Origin of the sequence: Haloferula sp. BvORR071, assembly GCF_000739615.1 — a bacterium.
In the GTDB taxonomy this organism is placed as follows: domain Bacteria; phylum Verrucomicrobiota; class Verrucomicrobiia; order Verrucomicrobiales; family Akkermansiaceae; genus Haloferula.
In genome coordinates this window covers 114981-131476 of sequence record NZ_BATP01000024.1, presented here as the reverse complement: position 1 = coordinate 131476, position 16496 = coordinate 114981, and the positions used below count along the sequence as shown (strand labels likewise).

Sequence of the window (16496 nt, the reverse complement as noted above, 5' to 3'; positions counted from 1 at the left end):
GTTCGAAAGAGGGTTTTGTCGAAAATGCCAAAGCCGCCCCCCCCGGGAATTGGGTTGGCGACCTTGGGCGATAGCTCGGTGAGCCAAGGTAGTTCGCGCGCCTAGCTAGTTCGCGCGCCTAGCGCTTCTGCATCTTGGCGTGCTCTTCCACGGTCATTCCAGGCATGCTGTCATGCTGGGAACTAGCGGGCGCTCCGCCGCTCGAAGCACAGCTGGTGATGGCAGTGATGATGGCCGCGGCTAGGACTAGTAGAGTTGTTTTCATGGCAATCGGGGAAATTAACCGCGGAATAGACCATATTCAAGGTGGGCCCTGCGATTGGAGCCGCTGTTCAGCGGATTTTGGCGAGATAGCGTTCCGGGTCCTTCTCGAATTTGGCGACGCAGGGCCGGCAGCAGAATTTCACCTCCTGACCCTTGTAGACCTTTGTCACTGGAGAGCCCATCGAGCCAATGGCGTTGTCGGTCACAAGGCAGGTGCTGCGGGGATAGGATTTAGCGCCTGATACAACTTGGGTGCCGCTGGCGGCGCAGGAGGCAAAAGCTGCGAATGCAGAGGCTGCGGCGATTTTCAGGAGTGTATTCATTGGATTGATGCGCGTGTGTTAGATTCTAAGTCCGTTGGGGCGGGCCTTCCTCGGCCACCGTCACTTCTCTTCGAGCTTCTTCAGATACTTGGCAGGATCCTTGTCGAAGTCCTTGCGGCAGTCCTTGCAGCAGAGCTTGATCTCCTGGCCCTTGTATTCAAAAGACACCGGCTTCCCCATCTCGCCCAGCTTGTCGCCGGAGACGATGCAGGTGTCGGGCTTGTAGGGCTTGACCTTGCCGTCGTCCTTCTTGGTTTCCTCTTTCTTCGGCTCTTCCTTCTTGGGCTCTTCCTTGCCGTGGTCGTGGCCGGGGTTGGCAGCAGCCAGGCCAGCGAATACAATGGTGGCGGCGGCGATGATCGAGCTGATGCGGAATTTCATGTTCTTGTTGTACTGGTTTCGTCGTGGACCCGTGGTCCGTATGCTTGGTGAATGTCCGGTCGGGCGTCAGACCCTTGAACGATTTTGAGAAATTTCTCAGTGGCTGTGCGGGGCTTCTTCGGCTTCGGGGGTCGGTTCCATTCCACGGAATTCCGAATGTCTGATTTTGCCTCCTGCATCGGCAATCCAGCCTGCCAGCCCTAAAGAAATGGCAGCGAAAGCGGTAGCGGCCCAGGTCGCAAGGGCGGTGAACCGCCGGCCTCGCCAGCACCACACCAAGGCTGCCACTGAAACGACTAGAGCCAGCCAATAGAGCCAAACCACCCGTTCGGCTCGTTCCATGTGGAGATCAAGCCAGTCTTGGCCACTCTCGTCAGCGAGTCCGCGAACGGCCTTGTAGGATTGCTGTCCCAGCCAATAGGTGAGGAGTGCTCCGGCGTTTCCAATGGAGACAAGAACCAGTGCGATTTGCCTCGCCAGATGATCCCGCTTCCTCAAGGCGACACTCATCACGATCAGACCCGAGAACGTAACAAAGATCGGGATATGGTTGGTCAGGAGATGCAGGTGTGGGGCGTCGAGACCGAACACCAGTTTCGGTGCATGTTTCTCGTAGGTTTCCTGCGAGGCGCGAGCGGCAGTTGGGAGGGTTGCCGCAATCCCCAAGGCGATGTGCTGTAGTTTCATATCATCAGTTAGAAACCTGATTCAGGCAGAACCCTTGAACTAAACATCCATCATTGAAGGTTGGCTTCCCAAAGTCCCATGTAACTGGCCTTTTTTGAACTCCCGCCCGCGAAGCCAGAGAAAGATCACGGGGGTTACGATCAGGATATGGATGAGGCTTGAGATCATTCCGCCAATCACCGGAGTAGCCAGCGGCTTCATGATTTCAGCACCCTGCCGATGGCTCCACATGATCGGCAGCAAACTGGCGACGATTGTGGCCACGGTCATCACTTTGGGGCGAAGGCGTAGCCGTGCACCGTCTTTCACCGCTTGGACAAGATCCTGGTAGGTAAAGCTATCACCTTTTTCTGCCAGGCGGGCTTTCACGGTTTCCTCCAGATACACCACCATGACGACACCTGTCTGGACCGCAGTTCCGAATAGTGCGATGTAGCCGACCCAGACTGCGCCGTTGAAATTATAACCAAGGAGCTTCTGGAGCAGAACGCCGCCGCTCAGGGCGAAGGGAACTGCGAGCATCACATGAGCGGCTTCGAGTGCGCTGTGGTAGACGAAGTAGAGAAGAACGAAGATGATCATCAGCACGATTGGAAACACGAGTTGCATGGTTTTGACGAAGCGGCGCTGGTTCTCGTACTCTCCGGTCATCTTGTAGGTCATCCCCTCCCAATCGAGCTTCTGGAGCTTTTGCTCAACCTCTTGGACGAAGCCCCCGAGATCGCGATCTTGGACATTGGCCTGCACATAGGAACGGAGCAGGCCATTCTCTGAAGCGATTTCATTGGCCCCAACATCGCGGGTGATTTTGGCCACCATCCCCAAGGGGATATAGGGAACCACTTCCCCTTCGTTGGCTCCCGCCATTGCGGGTGCGGGAGCTGAGCCACCACCGCCTCCCATTCCCCCTGCCATGCCTGCTCCAGCCGCCTGTGCTGGAGCCGCGGACATTCCGGGTTTCGCTGCGATCAGGATACGGCTGAGTTTCTCGATGTCGTCTCGCTCGCTGCGCTGCACCCGAATCTGGATTGGGAAGCGTTGTCTTCCTTCAATGGTCGTGCTGACGTTTTTGCCGCCGATTGCGACTTCAACCGCATCGAGAACATCCTTGGCACTGAGTCCATAGCGGGCCATGGCCTCACGGTTCACCTCAATATTCAGGTAAGGCTTGCCTTGGACGCGGGACGGCGACACGCCAGCAGCACCTTCGATGCCCCGAATCACTTTCTCCACCTCGAATGCCTTGCGCTGGATTTTGTCGAGGTTGTCGCCGTAGATTTTGACGCCGACTTGTGCGCGGATGCCGGTGTAGAGCATCAGGATCCGGTTTTCGATCGGCTGGAGGAATGCAGGGACGTAGCCGGGAACCTGCTTCATCGTTTCGGTCAGCTCGGCTTTCAATTTCTCCACCGTCATGCCTTCTCTCCAGGCGGGGTTTCTCTTCACGCTAAAGCGTCCATCGGGAATGTACTCGGGCTTTAGCATGATGGTGGTCTCAAGCATTTCGGTGGGTGCCGGATCGGTCGCGGTTTCAAATCGGCCGAGTTTTCCGGCAACCGAGGCGACTTCCGGAACTTTGCTCATCACCTCGTCCTGCCAGGACATCACCCGTTGGATCTCTGTGAGTCCGGTTTTGGGGATCATGACCGGCATGTAGAGCAGGCTGCCTTCGTTCAATGGCGGCATGAATTCCTTGCCGAAACCGGTTACCATTTCCGCGACCTTCGGATGTCCTGCATCCCGGATTTTTTTGACCGTGTCGCGAGGCAAACCGAATGCTTCGAGCAGCGCGAAGGCGAGGATCAGCATTGCGAGGCCTACAACGGTTTTGCGGTGCTTCAGCGCCCAGTTCAAAACTGGCTCGTAGATCTTCAGCAGGGACTTCATCACCACGTTGCGGTCTTCTGAATGGAACGGGCCTCGAACCAGCAGCGAGCAGAGCACCGGCACCAGAGTTACCGCGAGAAGGGTTGAACCGATCATCGCGAAGGTTTTGGTGAAGGCGAGAGGGTGGAAGAGTTTTCCTTCCTGCCCGGTCAGGGCAAAGACAGGGACAAAGGCGAGGATAATGATCGCCATCGCGAAGAAGATCGGGCGGCCGACCTGTTTGCATGCGATGAGCGTCACCTTCCAGGTCTCCTTGGTGTCGAGCTTTCCTCCCTTTTCCTCTTCCGCGCGTTCACAATGACGGATCACATTTTCGGTGACCACAATAGCGGCGTCCACCAGCACACCGATGGCGATCGCAATGCCGGTCAGCGACATGATGTTGCTGGTGATGCCGAATTCCTTCATCAGCAGGAAGGATACGAGGATCGAAATCGGAAGGGGCAGCGTTACGATCAGGATGCTGCGGAAGTGCCACAGGAAAATGATATGGGCCAAGGTCACGAGAATGATCTCTTCGATCAACGCGTGCTTCAGCGTGTCGATTGTATGATCGATGAGTTCGCTGCGGTCGTAGAAGGGCTTGATGCTGACACCGGGCGGAAGGCTTGAGGCGATGTTGCCGATTTTCTCTTTCACCCGTTCGATGACGGCCTTGGCATTTTCGCCAGTCCGCATCACGACGGTCCCACCCACCACTTCCTTGCCATTCACATCGAGCGCGCCTCGCCGAAAGTCGCCACCGATTTGCACGGTAGCGATGTCTTTCATATAAACAGGGGTGCCTTCCATCGCCTTCACGGTGACGAGTTCCAGGTCCTCCTTGGATGTCACCAGTCCTACTCCACGGAGCACAAATTCAGCGCCGTTTTCCTCCACCACCTTGCCGCCGACGTTGAGGTTGGCATTCTGAACCGCGGTCATCACCTCCATCATTGTGACGTTGGCGGAGCGCATCTTGGTGGATGACAGCTCGATCTGATACTGTTTCACGAAGCCGCCAATGCTGGCCACTTCCGCGACGCCTTGAACGCTGGCAAGCTGGTAGCGGATATACCAGTCCTGGAGCGACCTTAGCTCGGCAAGGTCGTAGCCGCCGTTCTTCGCCTTTTCCGGATCAACATCGAGGTAATATTGATAGACCCAGCCGAGGCCAGATGCGTCGGGCCCGAGTTGGGGCGTGACGCCGGAGGGCATGGCGCTCTGAAGAAAGTTCAGACGTTCCAGGACCCGTGCGCGGGCGAAGTAGGTGTCGACACCGTCCTGGAAGATCACCGTTACCAGCGAGAATCCAAACATGGAGGTGGCGCGGACTTCCTTCACGCCTGCGAGTCCTTGCAGTCCTGTGGAAAGCGGGAAGGTCACTTGGTCTTCAACTTCCTGCGGGCTTCGGCCCATGTAATCCGCGTAGACCAAAACCTGGTTCTCGGTCAGGTCGGGGATGGCATCCACCGGTGTCAGGTGGACGGCACGGATGCCGAGCGCGATCAACAGAAGTGTAGCGCAGAGAACGATGAAGCGATTCTTCAGGCTCCATTCAACGATTTTCTCGATCATGGAAAGTGGCGTTTAAGGTTGGATCTCCTTGCCGCAATCTTGCATCTCGGCTCCGAAGAACGGGTTCGCGCCCGGTCGATCTCCGGTTTGAAGCCAGCGTGCTTTCTTCGGCACGCCGGGAATTGCGCGATCCACCATCGGGCATTCCCAGAGATGGAACTTTGGTGTTCCCTCCATTGTTCGGAGGGGCTCAAGCACGGCCGCCGCGGCCTGCGCGAAGCGATGGAAAGCCTTGCGGGCATCGACGAGATCTTTAGACCCGTGGAAGTGACGAGCGTCGGAGAGTTCGCTCAGTTTTTCCGATTTGCCTGCGAGAGCGGTTGTCAATTTGTCGGTTGCCTCCATGGCCGGTTTGCTTGCCTCGTTGAACGCGGCGAGATCATCGGCGGATAGCGCCTTTGCCATTGCATCAGCGAGGTTAAGAAACTCGTTCACAGCCACCTGCTGCTCATTGTTCAATGACGCTCCTGGCTTGGCCTTTTTCGGCTCGCTACCGGTCATGAAGGACCGGTTCATTTCCGCCTGTCCGTCGAGAAGGAGGTTGCCATTGGTGACGACATGGTCGCCGGCGTTCAAGCCGGAGAGGATTTCCACGAGCTGGTCTCCACGGCGGCCGAGTCTTACGACGGCGCGTTCGTAGGCAGCTCCTTCGCGGTCGATATAGACAACGGCCTCGCGACCCGTTTCGATCACTGAGGAACGTGGGACCGATAGAACGGAAGGGGTGGTTATCTGAACTTCGCCGTCGGCATAGAGACGATGGAGAAGGGTCCGTCGACCATCCACCAGCGGGTTGGGCAGCTCCACCCGGATCTTCGTGGAGCGCGTGGCTTCGTCGAAGTTCGGGTCAATGAACGTGATCTTGCCTTCAAAGGATTTACCGGGAATCGCCGGGGTCGTAACGCGAACGATTTGCCCGATCTGGATCCACGGCATGTCCATTTCATAGGCCCGGAACATGAACCACATCGTGGAGAAGTCAGCTATTTCGAAGAGCTTTTCACCGGTTGCGACGTACTGACCTTCGTAGACATTCTGGGCGACAACTGTTCCGCTCATTGGGGCGATGATCTCGCTCGAGAGGACTTCTGCCGGTTTGGATTCCAGTTTGGCGATCTGCTCCTTGGTAAGTCCCATCTGGCGAAGGCGCAGGCCGGTGTTGGATTTCAGCTCGCCGGTCAGTTGCCGATATTCCCTTTCGGCCTGGAGAAGTGTGGGGCTGTAGAAATCTGCCAACGGCTGTCCTTCGGTTACTTCTGCACCGATATAGTTCACATGGAGCTTTTCGACGCGGCCATCGACGTAGGCGGAAAGAATGCGGTGGCGTGTGGCATTGTCGTCGATCATTCCTGCGACGTGAAGTTTGCGGTCCAGTTGCTGTTGCCTTGCTTCAGCTGTTTCGACATGCAGCACTTGAATCTGGCTTTGAGTGAGGGCGACGACGTTTTCGCCACCGGCGTTGTCGAATCCCTTTTCGCCTTCGTAGACCGGAGTTAATTCCATGCCGCAAATCGTGCAGCGACCGGGCTTGTCGCTTTTGATCCACGGATGCATGGCACTCTGATAGTAGAGCACTTTGCGTTCACCGGAAGTGGTGGGCGCGGCGGGTGAGTGAGCGAATCGATCCTTGGCGAACCAAGTCGCGGTGGCGGCAATCAGCGCCGTGATGATGACGGTAAGAAGAGTTTTCATGGCTGTGTTCAGCGGCGGTCTGGGACCAGCACCCGGAGGTCTTCGAGTGCGGAGAGTTGCATGGCGATGTAGCGCCGTTGTTCGAGGCGGAGTGAGAAGATCAACCGGTTGGCGTCGAGCAGGTCGGTCAAGGTTGCTTTCGAACTGATCCAGGAAGTCTCCAAGGTGCGGGTTGCCTCTTGGCTCTTGGCGAATACGTCGCCGGAGTAGGCCCTGGATTGTGCCGCTGCATTGGCGGCATCGTTGGCGAGTGCCAGGACTTGGTCGGCGATTTCACGGACCACCGCATCGACATCGTGTGCCGCCGATTTCTCGCGCAGACGGGCGGCATCAATCTTGGCCTGATAAGATTGTTCATTGAACCATGGCAGGTTCATTTTCACTCCGAACGACGCGCTCCTGAGATCACCGCCGGAATACATGCTGCTTTCAACCGCTAGGGAGACGCCCGGCAATCTTTCGCGGTCCGCGATCCGGGTTTCGGCACCGGCGGCAGCGGCCATCTCCTTCATCGCGAGCACGCGGGGGTTTACCCTTGCGATTCTGGTTACCTCGGCGGTTCCGATCGGTGTTGGCGGCGGTGTCGCCGGCAGATTGAGTCTGGGCCATTCCTTTTCTAAGGGACGTCCAAGACTTAGGTTCAGACGTTCGGAGATGCTTTTTCGGGTGCGCTTCGCGGATTCCAGGATCTGTTCTTCGCGTGCAAGTTCGCTTTCGAGTCGCAGGGCATCGACGCTGGTTTGCTCCGGATTCAATGCCCGTTGGCGGGCATTGTCTGCCATTGCACGCATCCAGCGGATCTGCTCGTCCTGGAGACGGATCGACTCGTCGGCGAGAGCGAGTTCAATTGCATCCTTGGCTGCGGCCGCCCCGGCGTTGAGACTGCTGGTCTGCGCGTTTTGGCTCTCTGCCCGACGAATTGCATCGGCCTTGGAACGGTTTGCCTCAAAGAGGCCGGGACGTGGAAGCGGCTGTTCGAGACTCAAGCGGATGTCGCCGTCGTCCATCCGCATTTTCTTTTCTGCCCCCATCAGCATGAGGCCGACCATGGGGTCATCCCAGAGCCGCACTGCCCTCACATCTTTGGCGGCGGCTCCAGCCTTGAGTTCAGCAGCTTTTGCCGCGGGATGTTTACGGGACGCCTCAGCTCGGAGGGGCGCGAGGAAGCGATCAGTTGTAACCTGGGATTCTGCGGCCAGCAGGTTGCTCCCGGCCACGAGGAAGCCGGTCAGAATAAAGAGTCGTGTGTTCATTGGTCACCATTTTGAGATCAGGACGAAGTGGTCCGGATTGCCCGCTTACGCCTGACGTGGCGCGACATGCGGGCACAGTACGCCTGTAAAGGCGCGATCTCAGATGATGAACCGGCAGAACGAGACGTTGAGCGACAGGCCGGCGTGGCCCTTCATGCTCACCGGACGATCAGAGAGAGGCTCGGTTACTGGTGGAGGGATGTGACTGACGAAAGCGAGTGATTCCCGGGCACCCGGGGCGATGGGATCCAGCTTTACCGACTTGGAGTCCGGGCGGGACGGTGAAGGGGTTGGTTTGTGCTCGGTGCTCTTGGCACAGGAACAGGCTCCCTTGGACTTTGTGCAGGGACAGCTTGTGGAAAGCTGACAGGTGCTGGGGCGGGCGAGGCACTGGGAAATACCGGCCGACATCTGGGAAAGCTGAAGGATCAGCCCCAGAACCAAGCCAGTCATGACATTCCAGAATACCATCGTTGAAAATCTGCAACTTATGGCCAAAAAACTCCAGCTGGAATCGCTTTTGCTTGGCCTTCTGTCGGTAAAAACCCGGAGAACTACTAAACCCTTGAAAAAACTCGGGAGAATTTTCCCTAAATCGTCTGGCAAGCTCAGGTCACCGGCTTTGGGCAGTGGAACCGTGAATCAGAGGAAATCCTTCAACTGCTCTTTGAGAATCTGTCTGGCGCGGTAGATGCGGGTCTCGATTGCCTTGGGACTACAGCCGGAGAGCGCCGCAATATCCGAGTAGCCCATTCCCTCGTAGATGAACAGGGACATTGCCTCGCGCAGGTCATCCGGGAGTTTCTGAAAAGCTTTGTCGACTGCTGCACTTTTTTCGGAAGCTGAAGCCACTTCCTCGGGACTTCTTCCTGGATCCACCGCTTCCTCCGCGCAGCATCCGGTTTCTCCCTGCGGACCATCGATGGAGAGAGTCGGATGACGAGCTTTCCAGCGGGCGTGATTACGAGCCAGATTGGAGGCAATCGCGAAGAGATAGGTCGAGAAGGTACCGTTGGACCGGTAGCGATCGCGGGCTTGATAGAGTTTTACGAAAGTTTCCTGGGCGAGATCCAGGGAGGTTTCCCGGTTCCCAGTCATCCGGAAGAGGAATGCGCTGACCCTTTGGCCCCAGCGGTCCATCAGAGTATTCAGCGCAAGGTCATCGCCGGTGGCCAGTCTTGCCATCAATTCGGGATCCGAGGATTCCATGGGAGGCATAAGCCAGTCAGTGACGATGGACCGAACTCGGCTCGCTGTGGCTGAAATCCAGAGCGTAGGGGAGCATTGCCTTCAGGTATTTCGCAGCCTGCCGGGAATCCATCTGCCCGGCCGTTTCGTAGAGATGCTTTAGCATCGCTTCCTGGCATTCCGCGTGAATGTCGGCATGTTCGCGGATGGCAGCCTTGAGCTCGTCGGTGATTCCTTGATCCTTGGCGGCCAAGTGATCGAGCTTCTGGTGAGCTTCCAGAATGCGCTGGCACATCGCCTCACACTTCGGGCGATAGGCTGCGTGCAGCTCAGAAACCTTGGCTAACTGTTCATCGCTCAAGCCGAGTTCGGTTCGTACCCAAGCGAGTTCCGGCATCTTGTCGAGCAATGCGCCCTTGTGACTTGTGGATCTGACCGACCGGGTCAGGCAGAAGGCCGCGGCCCCGGCAAGCAGAAGGAATAGAAAAACCAGAAGTGGCTTTTTCACTTCAATGATGAGTTTGAGCGAAAGGACTAATCGAGTAGGCGTAGCTGGACGCAGAGGAATCCTCCTTAGGTGTGGTAATCAGACCCAGCGCGAGTCCGATGGCGACAGTAGCAGCGAATCCAGCAGCAGCGCCCCAAGGCTTCGTCACAGCGGCGAAGACGCGGTGATACCAACGCAGCGGCAGAGCGGCCGCATCATTCTCGATGCGCCTCCATACTTGCTGGCGGAACGAGGTCGGCAAGGGACGGTCGCCCCTTGCCGAGCGGAGCAGGTCATCAAAGTCGGAATCGTTCATGGTTTCCAAAGTGATCGTTTACCTGCCGATTGCAACTTCAAGCGCGGCTGCCCTTCCGGCAGACCATTTGACGTTCCTTCGAGGGAACCTGGCAACTGTTCGCGCAGGCCTTGACCTTGGTGAAAGAACTCGAGGAACCTCGTCCACCCAGCGCTGCGTTTTGCCTGTATTTCGTGGTGCAGCAGTTCATCGAGCAGTGCTCCGGCATCCGCTCCATTTTGACGGTGCGAGGGCCGGAAGTCAGCCGTTGGACGGGGAAATCGGGCCGCGCGAAGGCGGCGGGTGTGGCGGTAGCAATCGCGAGAGCCGCCATTGCGATGCTCAAGGTCTTGGTTTTCATCTTCTTGGTTTCGGTTGGTTGAACCGCCCTTCATCGGGCCGTTCTGCGAGGTAAAACACCGATCCTAGAGCAAACCCTGAGAAAGTTATATTCCGTCCCTCGGGAAAACTACGGATGTTGGCGTCTCCAGAAGAAGCCTGACCTAAAAGTCGCGGGGATCCTCACTTCATGCTGCCCGTCTCCCCAAAGCGAGTCCCTGCGGACAGGGGTTGAGTGCCGCCACGAGCATGAAGCGGGCGGGGAAGGTCAGTGAGCCGGAGGCACGTGAGATGGTAACTTGGCCATCCTCCAAGGGTTGGCGCATCACCTCCAGGGTACTCCGGCGGAACTCGGGAAGCTCGTCTAGGAAGAGCACGCCGTGGTGAGCGAGCGAAACTTCGCCCGGACCGGGATTCGTGCCTCCGCCAAGGAGGCCCGCATCAGAGATCGTATGGTGCGGCGAGCGGAAGGGGCGGGTGGTGAGGAAGGAATGCTTCAGGTCGAGCGTTCCGGCGATCGAGTGAATCTTGGTCACCTCGATCGCCTCGTCTTCGCTCATGTCAGGCATGATGGTCGGGAGACGCTTGGCGAGCATCGATTTGCCCGTGCCCGGCGGCCCGATCATGATCATGTTGTGGCCGCCTGCCGCGGCGACTTCGAGGGCGCGCTTCACATGGTGCTGGCCCTTCACCTCATCGAAATCGACATCGTAGTTCCGGTGGGATTCGAAGAAAGCGTGGCGGTCCAGCTCGCAAGGTTTGATCTCGGTCTTGCCGGTAAGAAACTGCCAAGTCTGGTGGAGGGAGTTGACCCCGAAGACTTGGAGGCCCTCCACGATCGCGGCTTCGGTCTGATTCGCTTCCGGCACGACCACCCGGGTGCGCCCTTGTTTCTTCGCTTCCATGGCAATGGACAGTGCGCCCTTCACCGGTCGCACCACACCGTCCAAGCCGAGTTCACCGATGATCGCGCAGTCATCCGCGGTGAGTTGGATCTGCTCACAGGCCGCGGCCATCGCCACTGCGATGGGCAAATCGAAAGAGGGACCCTCCTTCTTCAAATCCGCCGGTGCCAAGTTCACGATCTTGGTGCCCATGCCGAAGGACAGGGCGGATGCCGCTAGGGCCGACTGCACCCGCTGGGAGGATTCCCTGACCGCGGCGTCAGGTAGTCCCACGATAATCGTCAGCGGCTTCTCGGAACCATAGGCGTTCACCTCGACCTCCACTTCGTGGGCGTCGATGCCCCGGAGGGCGGCGGAGAACAAGCGTGTGATCATATGAACATCTAAGGATTGCGAGGCCGCTTGCCCGTGGCAAGGCTCAAAAACGGGGGGGGACCCACTGCCGCCTTCGTCTAACACAATCAGGGCCCATGGTGAATGACCAAGATATGCTGCTGCTAGAGCCAAGCTAACAGAGGCGGTCCCAAGCGAAGGCTGTGGTCGCCGTGCATCCTGCCCGTAAGCCCGAATATCATTGACTGAATCAATGGAGGCTGCCATTAGGGAGGTAAATCAACCTGTAGCATCGTCGCCGGATGAAACGAACTTTTGGAATGATCGAAGGACTCGCCGTCCTTGCCCTCGCACAGGTCTTAACGCTTTCCGCCGGTGAATACACCGGGCCCTCCGATTCTCAGTTCGGGGAGATCGAGGAGGTGACTTACCGCAAGTCGAACTGGGAGCCTTGGCGAGTCTGGGGCGGGGCCGATGTCCACTACTACGACAACATCCGCTCGATCAACCTGCTCTCACCGACACTGGCGGGAGTGCTGAACGACGAGGACGACTTCGTCTACCACTTCGGACTGGGGGTGGGATACACGCCGCTGATCACGAACAACCTCTTCCTGGATACCTCGCTGTCGCAGGAGTTCTACCGCTTCGACAAGCTCAACCAGCTCGACTTCGATTACACCAATGCGGATCTCGGCTTCATCTACGTGATCCAGTCCTTGCGGGACCTCGAGGTCTTCGCGCGCTACCGCTACGAGCATCTGGAGTCGGGCACCTTTGAGTCCAAGCTCTACGGGATGCATTCCTTCGAGACTGGAGCCCAGCAAGTCTATCGCTTCGCTCCGGGCCAATCGGTCTTCGGCCAGCTCAAAGCACGTTGGGCACTGGATGCCAGCCCGGACATCACCGGCTACGACGAGTATAGCATGAACGTCGGCTACAAATGGGAGAGCGAACCCTTCGAAGTCACATTCTCATATCGGCTGGGCTACTCCGATTTTGACGAGATCGACCGCGCGGATTGGAACCACGTGGTCATGCTCCGCGGTGAGTATCACCTCCGCGATTGGGTGACCTTCGGAGCAGATGCCTCCTTCACTTCGAATGCTTCGGACCTGAAAGCCTTCGACTACGACACCTTTGGTATCGGTGCGGGCGTTTCACTTCAAATGAGCTTCTAACCACTACGACTCCGAGCCATGAAACACAGCTCACGCTTGAACCTTTTGCTTTCCTCGCTGGTAGTGCTGGCAGCTGCGGCACCGGCTGCCCTGCATGCAGAGCCCGGTAGTGTCGAAGCGATCCGCGGGGATTCGATGTATGTGCGCGACGGCATGATGCGGCGCATGGCGGTGGCCGCGACCCTCCAAGGGGGCGACGGCGTCCACACCGGCAAGACCGGCCAGACGCAAGTGGATGCGGGCGGCGCAACCGTTCGCGCTGGCTCTAACACCGATCTGGCTCTCAAGAAGAACCGTCAGGGACTCACGCTCAAGGAAGGCATCGTGCTGGTGAGCAACAAGTCCCAGAGCAGCGGATTCGAGCTGGAGACCGACCGCCATCGCGCGACCTCCTATGGGACCATGCAGGTGAGCTACCTGAAGGACAAGTATCTCAAGGTGCTCTGCGTGGAGGGCAAGGTGAAGGTCAGTCTCAAGGCGCTGATGGGTGACAGCGTGACCCTTAAGCCCGGGCAGATGGTCACCATCACGCCGACCGAAGAGCGCATCCAGGATCCTGCAACGGTGAATCTCAACCGTGTGGCCGCCACCTCCGCCTTGATGGGGCCCAGCTTCGTGGTGCCGAAGTTGAACTTCCCCGGTGGGAACAGAGTGGGCGCGGCCATCGCCGCACAAGAGCAGGCTGTTGCGAGCGCGACCGGACGTGTGGGTGATAATACCCGCGAAAAGACGCTTTCAGATACCGACAAGACCCTTGGCATTCTGACCGGTCCCGCACAGGAGCATCGCTTGGGTTCCCAATTCAACGCAGCCCTGAATGGCAAGCCGGCGACCCCTGAGCGGATGTACGATATCTTCTACTGGGGCTCGAAAGGCCTCTACCGTCCGAGGCCGGGCAACAGCAACTTCTAAAAAGTCACGCCGGTGGTCTGAGCGCGTGGTTGCCGTCGATGGCCTCGCGGATGGCAGTCTCCCAGCGCCGCTGCACATCCGCATTGCGGCTGTGGTTGGTTTCGGTGTCGTAGCGATCGGACATCGCTTGCGCCTCCGTTCTGGAGCGCTCGATACGAGCGCTTACCAGACGCTGCAATTCATCGGTGGTGTCGGCCCGGAGGGCGGCTAGATCGTTCATCAGTTGTCTCGCATCGATGCCGCTGATGTCGAAGTGCCCTTGCTCATGGGCTAGAAGTGCATCGGACTTTGCTGAGCGTACCACCCAAGTGTCATCCGGCACGACTCTCAGGCGCACGCCGAAGCTTCCCAGCCGGAAGCGCCCGTCGCTTCGGCAGACGCTGACATCGTCGTCGAGCACGGCCTCTGAATGAATCTGCGCATCCTCGTCCTCGCCAGGTGGGCGCTCCTCCCGCTCATCGGGAAAGTCGCCCCGCCAGGCAATCGACCTCGGCCAGCCACTCAAGCGGGGTGCACCTCCGCAGGTTCCGCCACCGCCCTTCATGCCGACGGGTCCGGAATCGCCGCTGGTCGTATCCGGTGCCATGGGGCTGGCAGATTCGGAGTCGTGGCTCTCATCCACGGGGCCGGGCTTTCGGGAGTAGCTCATTGCGGAGATCGAAGTGCGGCGCGCTGGCGGGAAGCCGGAGCCGCGGTGTTGAATAGGATCCTTCCGGGATGGCGGAGCGCCTGCTCCGCCGAAGCGGCCTGCCTCTGGCGCTGGGTTCCGGTTTGCAAGGTGGACTGCAAGGTCTCATCGGAGTGAGGCCTTCCGAGCAGGTAGCGTCGCGCCGGAATGAATGACGAGCCATGCTCCTGCCACCATTGCGCCGCCTTCCGAGCGTCGGGCCAAGGCAGCTCGTCGTCAGCATCGCGAGCGACACCTTCATCGTCCGGATCATCCGAAGGACCTGCTTCGAAATTGTCAGGGGCGATTCCTTCCATCTCCTCGGCCACGAGATCCAGTCCGCTGATCGAGGTGATCGCTTCACCGGCGATCCGCGCGAGAGCGGGATCCGAAATCCTCTCCAAGAGCCAGGGAACATGCACCGGATCCCCGCTGGCTCCCATTCCTTTGATCGCGGCGCGCGAAGATAAGCCATCCAGGCAGGCGCGCGCGATCCAAGGCGCGGAGTCGGCGGAGTTGAGGGATCTCATCGCCAGGCTACAGGCCTCCTCGGCATGGCGACCTCCCGCCATCGCTTGCCGGCAGAGCTCGGCCGTGGAAGAAGGATCACCTAACAGAGTGGCGGAGCGAGCAGCGTGGAAGCGCTCAGCTTCGGAGTTTTCGGAGAGGGCGTGGCGCAGATCCGGCAACAATTTGGCGTCACCGATCTCGGCGACCGCTCTCAAGGCGCGCTGGCGTACGGTGGAGTCTTCATCCTTTAACCCGCGTTCTAGATCCTCGCGTGACACACGGCGATGCGCAGCAGTCGCTGCCAAGCCGATCCTCCTCATCACGGGATCACGGGACGAGATGAGATTCTCAATACGTCCTGCGACTTCATTCCATTCCCTCCATCCCAAAGCCGAGATGAAGGCGCGGCTGAGAGCCGGATCAGTGACGGCGAACTCGAGCACCTTGTCGAAGCGCGCATGGCCACCTGGCAAGAGCGCCAGCCATGTGGCAGCGAAAACCTCGCCCGGCTCCTTCCATGCCAAGCCTTCCTCGCATGCCTGCCAGCCCGCGTCGCCCGCGATGAGGAGGCCGTCCAAATGGGCAGTCACTCGCTCGTCGATCCGGCCGAGCTGGAGCAAGGTGTGTTTCGCGCTGGTCACGGCGGCATCGCGGAGAAGCCACTGGAAGGCCGCCTCCTCGGCATGCTGGTCGACGATCTTCGCGATCGATGGGCGCTGCACTTGCATGAAATAGATTAGAGGACTCGAGTCCACCCGGTCCCATCGAAGAGGGCCGCATCCTTCATTCCGACCGAAAGGAGGTGGGTGTCTTGAAAAACATCGAGATGATAGAAGCTGGTAGGAATCACCTCGCCTTCGAACTTCACTAGCTCCAAGCTGTCATCATCCTTCAGGCGATAGAGAGCGGTGTTGGATGCCACATGGATGCGGCCTTGATAGCGGACGATGGACCAGAAATCTTCCACCACACTGGGCAGGTCAATGCGGGTGAGGGCATCCTTTGTGCCCCGAATGATGGTGCCGCGCTGGCCGCACGCGTGGATCAGGCCGTCTTCGTCGCAGGTAATGCCGGTGAGGATGGCGTTGGAGCCGGTCTCGCATCGGTCAACGCTTTTGCCCTGATAGTGGGCTACCAGTCCATTCCAGCCGCATACGAGGAAACCGCCAGGTGGATAGGGGCAGATGCCCTCAAGGATTTCATCCACCTCAGGATTGGAGAGGTCACTCCAGACGGCGCGATCGATCATCCGGTTGACGCTGCCATTGATCCCGACGGCAACCGCAGAACCTTCGATGCAAGCCACCGCCGAGAAGTCATAATCCTTCCGGATGATGTCAGTGGTAACCGCTTTGCTATCCATCACGGTGCACTTCCCGGAGGGGCCAACAATGACGAGCTGCTTTTCGCGATCGGCGATCGGCGGAATCACAGCGGCTGAGATCCCGTCGTGTTGGACCGATCCGCGGTACCACTCTTCCTGGCCGCGCTTCCAGATGCCGATAAGGGTGTAGGGCACCTGCTCCTCGGCGATGACTGGATCCTCCAGTAGCAGTACCACGGAGTCGGGATTGAGGATTCGACCGGTCCTCAGATTGAATTGATCGGGTGAAGGTGCTTCAGCCATGATATGGG

Annotated in this window: 17 protein-coding genes; 3 read left to right on the top strand and 14 right to left on the bottom strand. The window is 58.6% G+C overall.

Annotated elements, in window-relative coordinates; genetic code table 11:
• Positions 1–118 precede the first annotated feature (118 nt).
• From BV071_RS35395 to BV071_RS13650, 10 genes are all read right to left on the bottom strand, one after another.
• Positions 119–265 (bottom strand): hypothetical protein, encoded by a 147-nt coding sequence (locus tag BV071_RS35395; RefSeq protein ID WP_265594410.1) that lies wholly within the window; start codon positions 263–265, stop codon positions 119–121.
• 67 nt (positions 266–332) lie between these two features.
• Complete coding sequence (locus BV071_RS13690) at positions 333–587, bottom strand: YHS domain-containing protein (protein ID WP_052573334.1); 255 nt, start codon at positions 585–587, stop codon at positions 333–335.
• 60 nt (positions 588–647) lie between these two features.
• Positions 648–968 carry a hypothetical protein gene (locus BV071_RS13685; protein ID WP_035608018.1) on the bottom strand — a complete coding sequence of 107 codons (321 nt, stop codon included), beginning with the start codon at positions 966–968 and terminating at the stop codon, positions 648–650.
• A 96-nt stretch (positions 969–1064) separates the two neighbouring features.
• Positions 1065–1655, bottom strand: coding sequence for a hypothetical protein (locus BV071_RS32945; protein ID WP_052573333.1), 591 nt, complete (start codon positions 1653–1655; stop codon positions 1065–1067).
• Positions 1656–1694: 39 nt separating this feature from the next.
• Entirely contained in the window at positions 1695–5099 is a 3405-nt protein-coding gene (locus BV071_RS13675) for an efflux RND transporter permease subunit (RefSeq protein WP_035608016.1), read from the bottom strand.
• Between the two features lie 12 nt (positions 5100–5111).
• Entirely contained in the window at positions 5112–6791 is a 1680-nt protein-coding gene (locus BV071_RS13670; RefSeq protein WP_035608014.1) for an efflux RND transporter periplasmic adaptor subunit, read from the bottom strand.
• Positions 6792–6799: 8 nt separating this feature from the next.
• Positions 6800–8044 (bottom strand): TolC family protein, encoded by a 1245-nt coding sequence (locus tag BV071_RS13665; RefSeq protein WP_075090907.1) that lies wholly within the window; start codon positions 8042–8044, stop codon positions 6800–6802.
• A 642-nt stretch (positions 8045–8686) separates the two neighbouring features.
• The gene (locus BV071_RS13660) at positions 8687–9253 is read right to left on the bottom strand and encodes an RNA polymerase sigma factor (RefSeq protein ID WP_052573332.1); all 567 of its coding nucleotides are present in this window, start codon (positions 9251–9253) and stop codon (positions 8687–8689) included.
• A gap of 16 nt (positions 9254–9269) precedes the next feature.
• The gene (locus BV071_RS32940) at positions 9270–9740 is read right to left on the bottom strand and encodes a periplasmic heavy metal sensor (protein ID WP_052573331.1); all 471 of its coding nucleotides are present in this window, start codon (positions 9738–9740) and stop codon (positions 9270–9272) included.
• Between the two features lies 1 nt (position 9741).
• Positions 9742–10035: a hypothetical protein gene (locus BV071_RS13650; RefSeq protein ID WP_035608010.1), complete on the bottom strand. Its 294-nt coding sequence runs from the start codon at positions 10033–10035 to the stop codon at positions 9742–9744.
• 119 nt (positions 10036–10154) lie between these two features.
• Between BV071_RS13650 and BV071_RS13645 the strand changes: the two genes are divergently transcribed.
• The gene (locus BV071_RS13645) at positions 10155–10397 is read left to right on the top strand and encodes a hypothetical protein (RefSeq protein WP_265594409.1); all 243 of its coding nucleotides are present in this window, start codon (positions 10155–10157) and stop codon (positions 10395–10397) included.
• A 144-nt stretch (positions 10398–10541) separates the two neighbouring features.
• Here BV071_RS13645 and BV071_RS13640 read toward each other — a convergent pair whose 3' ends face one another.
• Entirely contained in the window at positions 10542–11633 is a 1092-nt protein-coding gene (locus BV071_RS13640; protein WP_052573330.1) for a YifB family Mg chelatase-like AAA ATPase, read from the bottom strand.
• A 260-nt stretch (positions 11634–11893) separates the two neighbouring features.
• On the opposite strand from BV071_RS13640, the gene BV071_RS13635 reads away from it, so the two are divergent.
• Together BV071_RS13635 and BV071_RS13630 are read left to right on the top strand one after the other, a co-directional pair.
• Positions 11894–12772 (top strand): hypothetical protein, encoded by an 879-nt coding sequence (locus tag BV071_RS13635; RefSeq protein ID WP_265594408.1) that lies wholly within the window; start codon positions 11894–11896, stop codon positions 12770–12772.
• Between the two features lie 18 nt (positions 12773–12790).
• The gene (locus tag BV071_RS13630) at positions 12791–13684 is read left to right on the top strand and encodes a FecR domain-containing protein (RefSeq protein WP_035608004.1); all 894 of its coding nucleotides are present in this window, start codon (positions 12791–12793) and stop codon (positions 13682–13684) included.
• A 4-nt stretch (positions 13685–13688) separates the two neighbouring features.
• Here BV071_RS13630 and BV071_RS13625 read toward each other — a convergent pair whose 3' ends face one another.
• From BV071_RS13625 to BV071_RS32935, 3 genes are read right to left on the bottom strand one after another with little or no spacing between them, the layout of a single operon-like run.
• A complete protein-coding gene (locus tag BV071_RS13625; protein ID WP_035608003.1) occupies positions 13689–14333 on the bottom strand; it encodes a DUF922 domain-containing protein in 645 nt (214 codons plus the stop codon).
• Positions 14330–15589 carry a TIGR02270 family protein gene (locus tag BV071_RS13620; RefSeq protein ID WP_035608001.1) on the bottom strand — a complete coding sequence of 420 codons (1260 nt, stop codon included), beginning with the start codon at positions 15587–15589 and terminating at the stop codon, positions 14330–14332. Before BV071_RS13620 ends, BV071_RS13625 begins: the two co-directional genes overlap by 4 nt.
• An 8-nt stretch (positions 15590–15597) precedes the next feature.
• Positions 15598–16488, bottom strand: coding sequence for a hypothetical protein (locus tag BV071_RS32935; protein WP_265594407.1), 891 nt, complete (start codon positions 16486–16488; stop codon positions 15598–15600).
• Between the last annotated feature and the right edge of the window lie 8 nt (positions 16489–16496).

Excerpts from the sequence above, each read along its gene's own strand:
- BV071_RS35395 (WP_265594410.1), bottom strand. The coding sequence starts at position 265 with ATGAAAACAACTCTACTAGTCCTAGCCGCGGCCATCATCACTGCCATC.
- BV071_RS13690 (WP_052573334.1), bottom strand. The coding sequence starts at position 587 with ATGAATACACTCCTGAAAATCGCCGCAGCCTCTGCATTCGCAGCTTTT.
- BV071_RS13685 (WP_035608018.1), bottom strand. The coding sequence starts at position 968 with ATGAAATTCCGCATCAGCTCGATCATCGCCGCCGCCACCATTGTATTC.
- BV071_RS32945 (WP_052573333.1), bottom strand. The coding sequence starts at position 1,655 with ATGAAACTACAGCACATCGCCTTGGGGATTGCGGCAACCCTCCCAACT.
- BV071_RS13675 (WP_035608016.1), bottom strand. The coding sequence starts at position 5,099 with ATGATCGAGAAAATCGTTGAATGGAGCCTGAAGAATCGCTTCATCGTT.
- BV071_RS13670 (WP_035608014.1), bottom strand. The coding sequence starts at position 6,791 with ATGAAAACTCTTCTTACCGTCATCATCACGGCGCTGATTGCCGCCACC.
- BV071_RS13665 (WP_075090907.1), bottom strand. The coding sequence starts at position 8,044 with ATGAACACACGACTCTTTATTCTGACCGGCTTCCTCGTGGCCGGGAGC.
- BV071_RS13660 (WP_052573332.1), bottom strand. The coding sequence starts at position 9,253 with ATGGAATCCTCGGATCCCGAATTGATGGCAAGACTGGCCACCGGCGAT.
- BV071_RS13650 (WP_035608010.1), bottom strand. The coding sequence starts at position 10,035 with ATGAACGATTCCGACTTTGATGACCTGCTCCGCTCGGCAAGGGGCGAC.
- BV071_RS13640 (WP_052573330.1), bottom strand. The coding sequence starts at position 11,633 with ATGATCACACGCTTGTTCTCCGCCGCCCTCCGGGGCATCGACGCCCAC.
- BV071_RS13635 (WP_265594408.1), top strand. The coding sequence starts at position 11,894 with ATGAAACGAACTTTTGGAATGATCGAAGGACTCGCCGTCCTTGCCCTC.
- BV071_RS13630 (WP_035608004.1), top strand. The coding sequence starts at position 12,791 with ATGAAACACAGCTCACGCTTGAACCTTTTGCTTTCCTCGCTGGTAGTG.
- BV071_RS13625 (WP_035608003.1), bottom strand. The coding sequence starts at position 14,333 with ATGAGCTACTCCCGAAAGCCCGGCCCCGTGGATGAGAGCCACGACTCC.
- BV071_RS13620 (WP_035608001.1), bottom strand. The coding sequence starts at position 15,589 with ATGCAAGTGCAGCGCCCATCGATCGCGAAGATCGTCGACCAGCATGCC.
- BV071_RS32935 (WP_265594407.1), bottom strand. The coding sequence starts at position 16,488 with ATGGCTGAAGCACCTTCACCCGATCAATTCAATCTGAGGACCGGTCGA.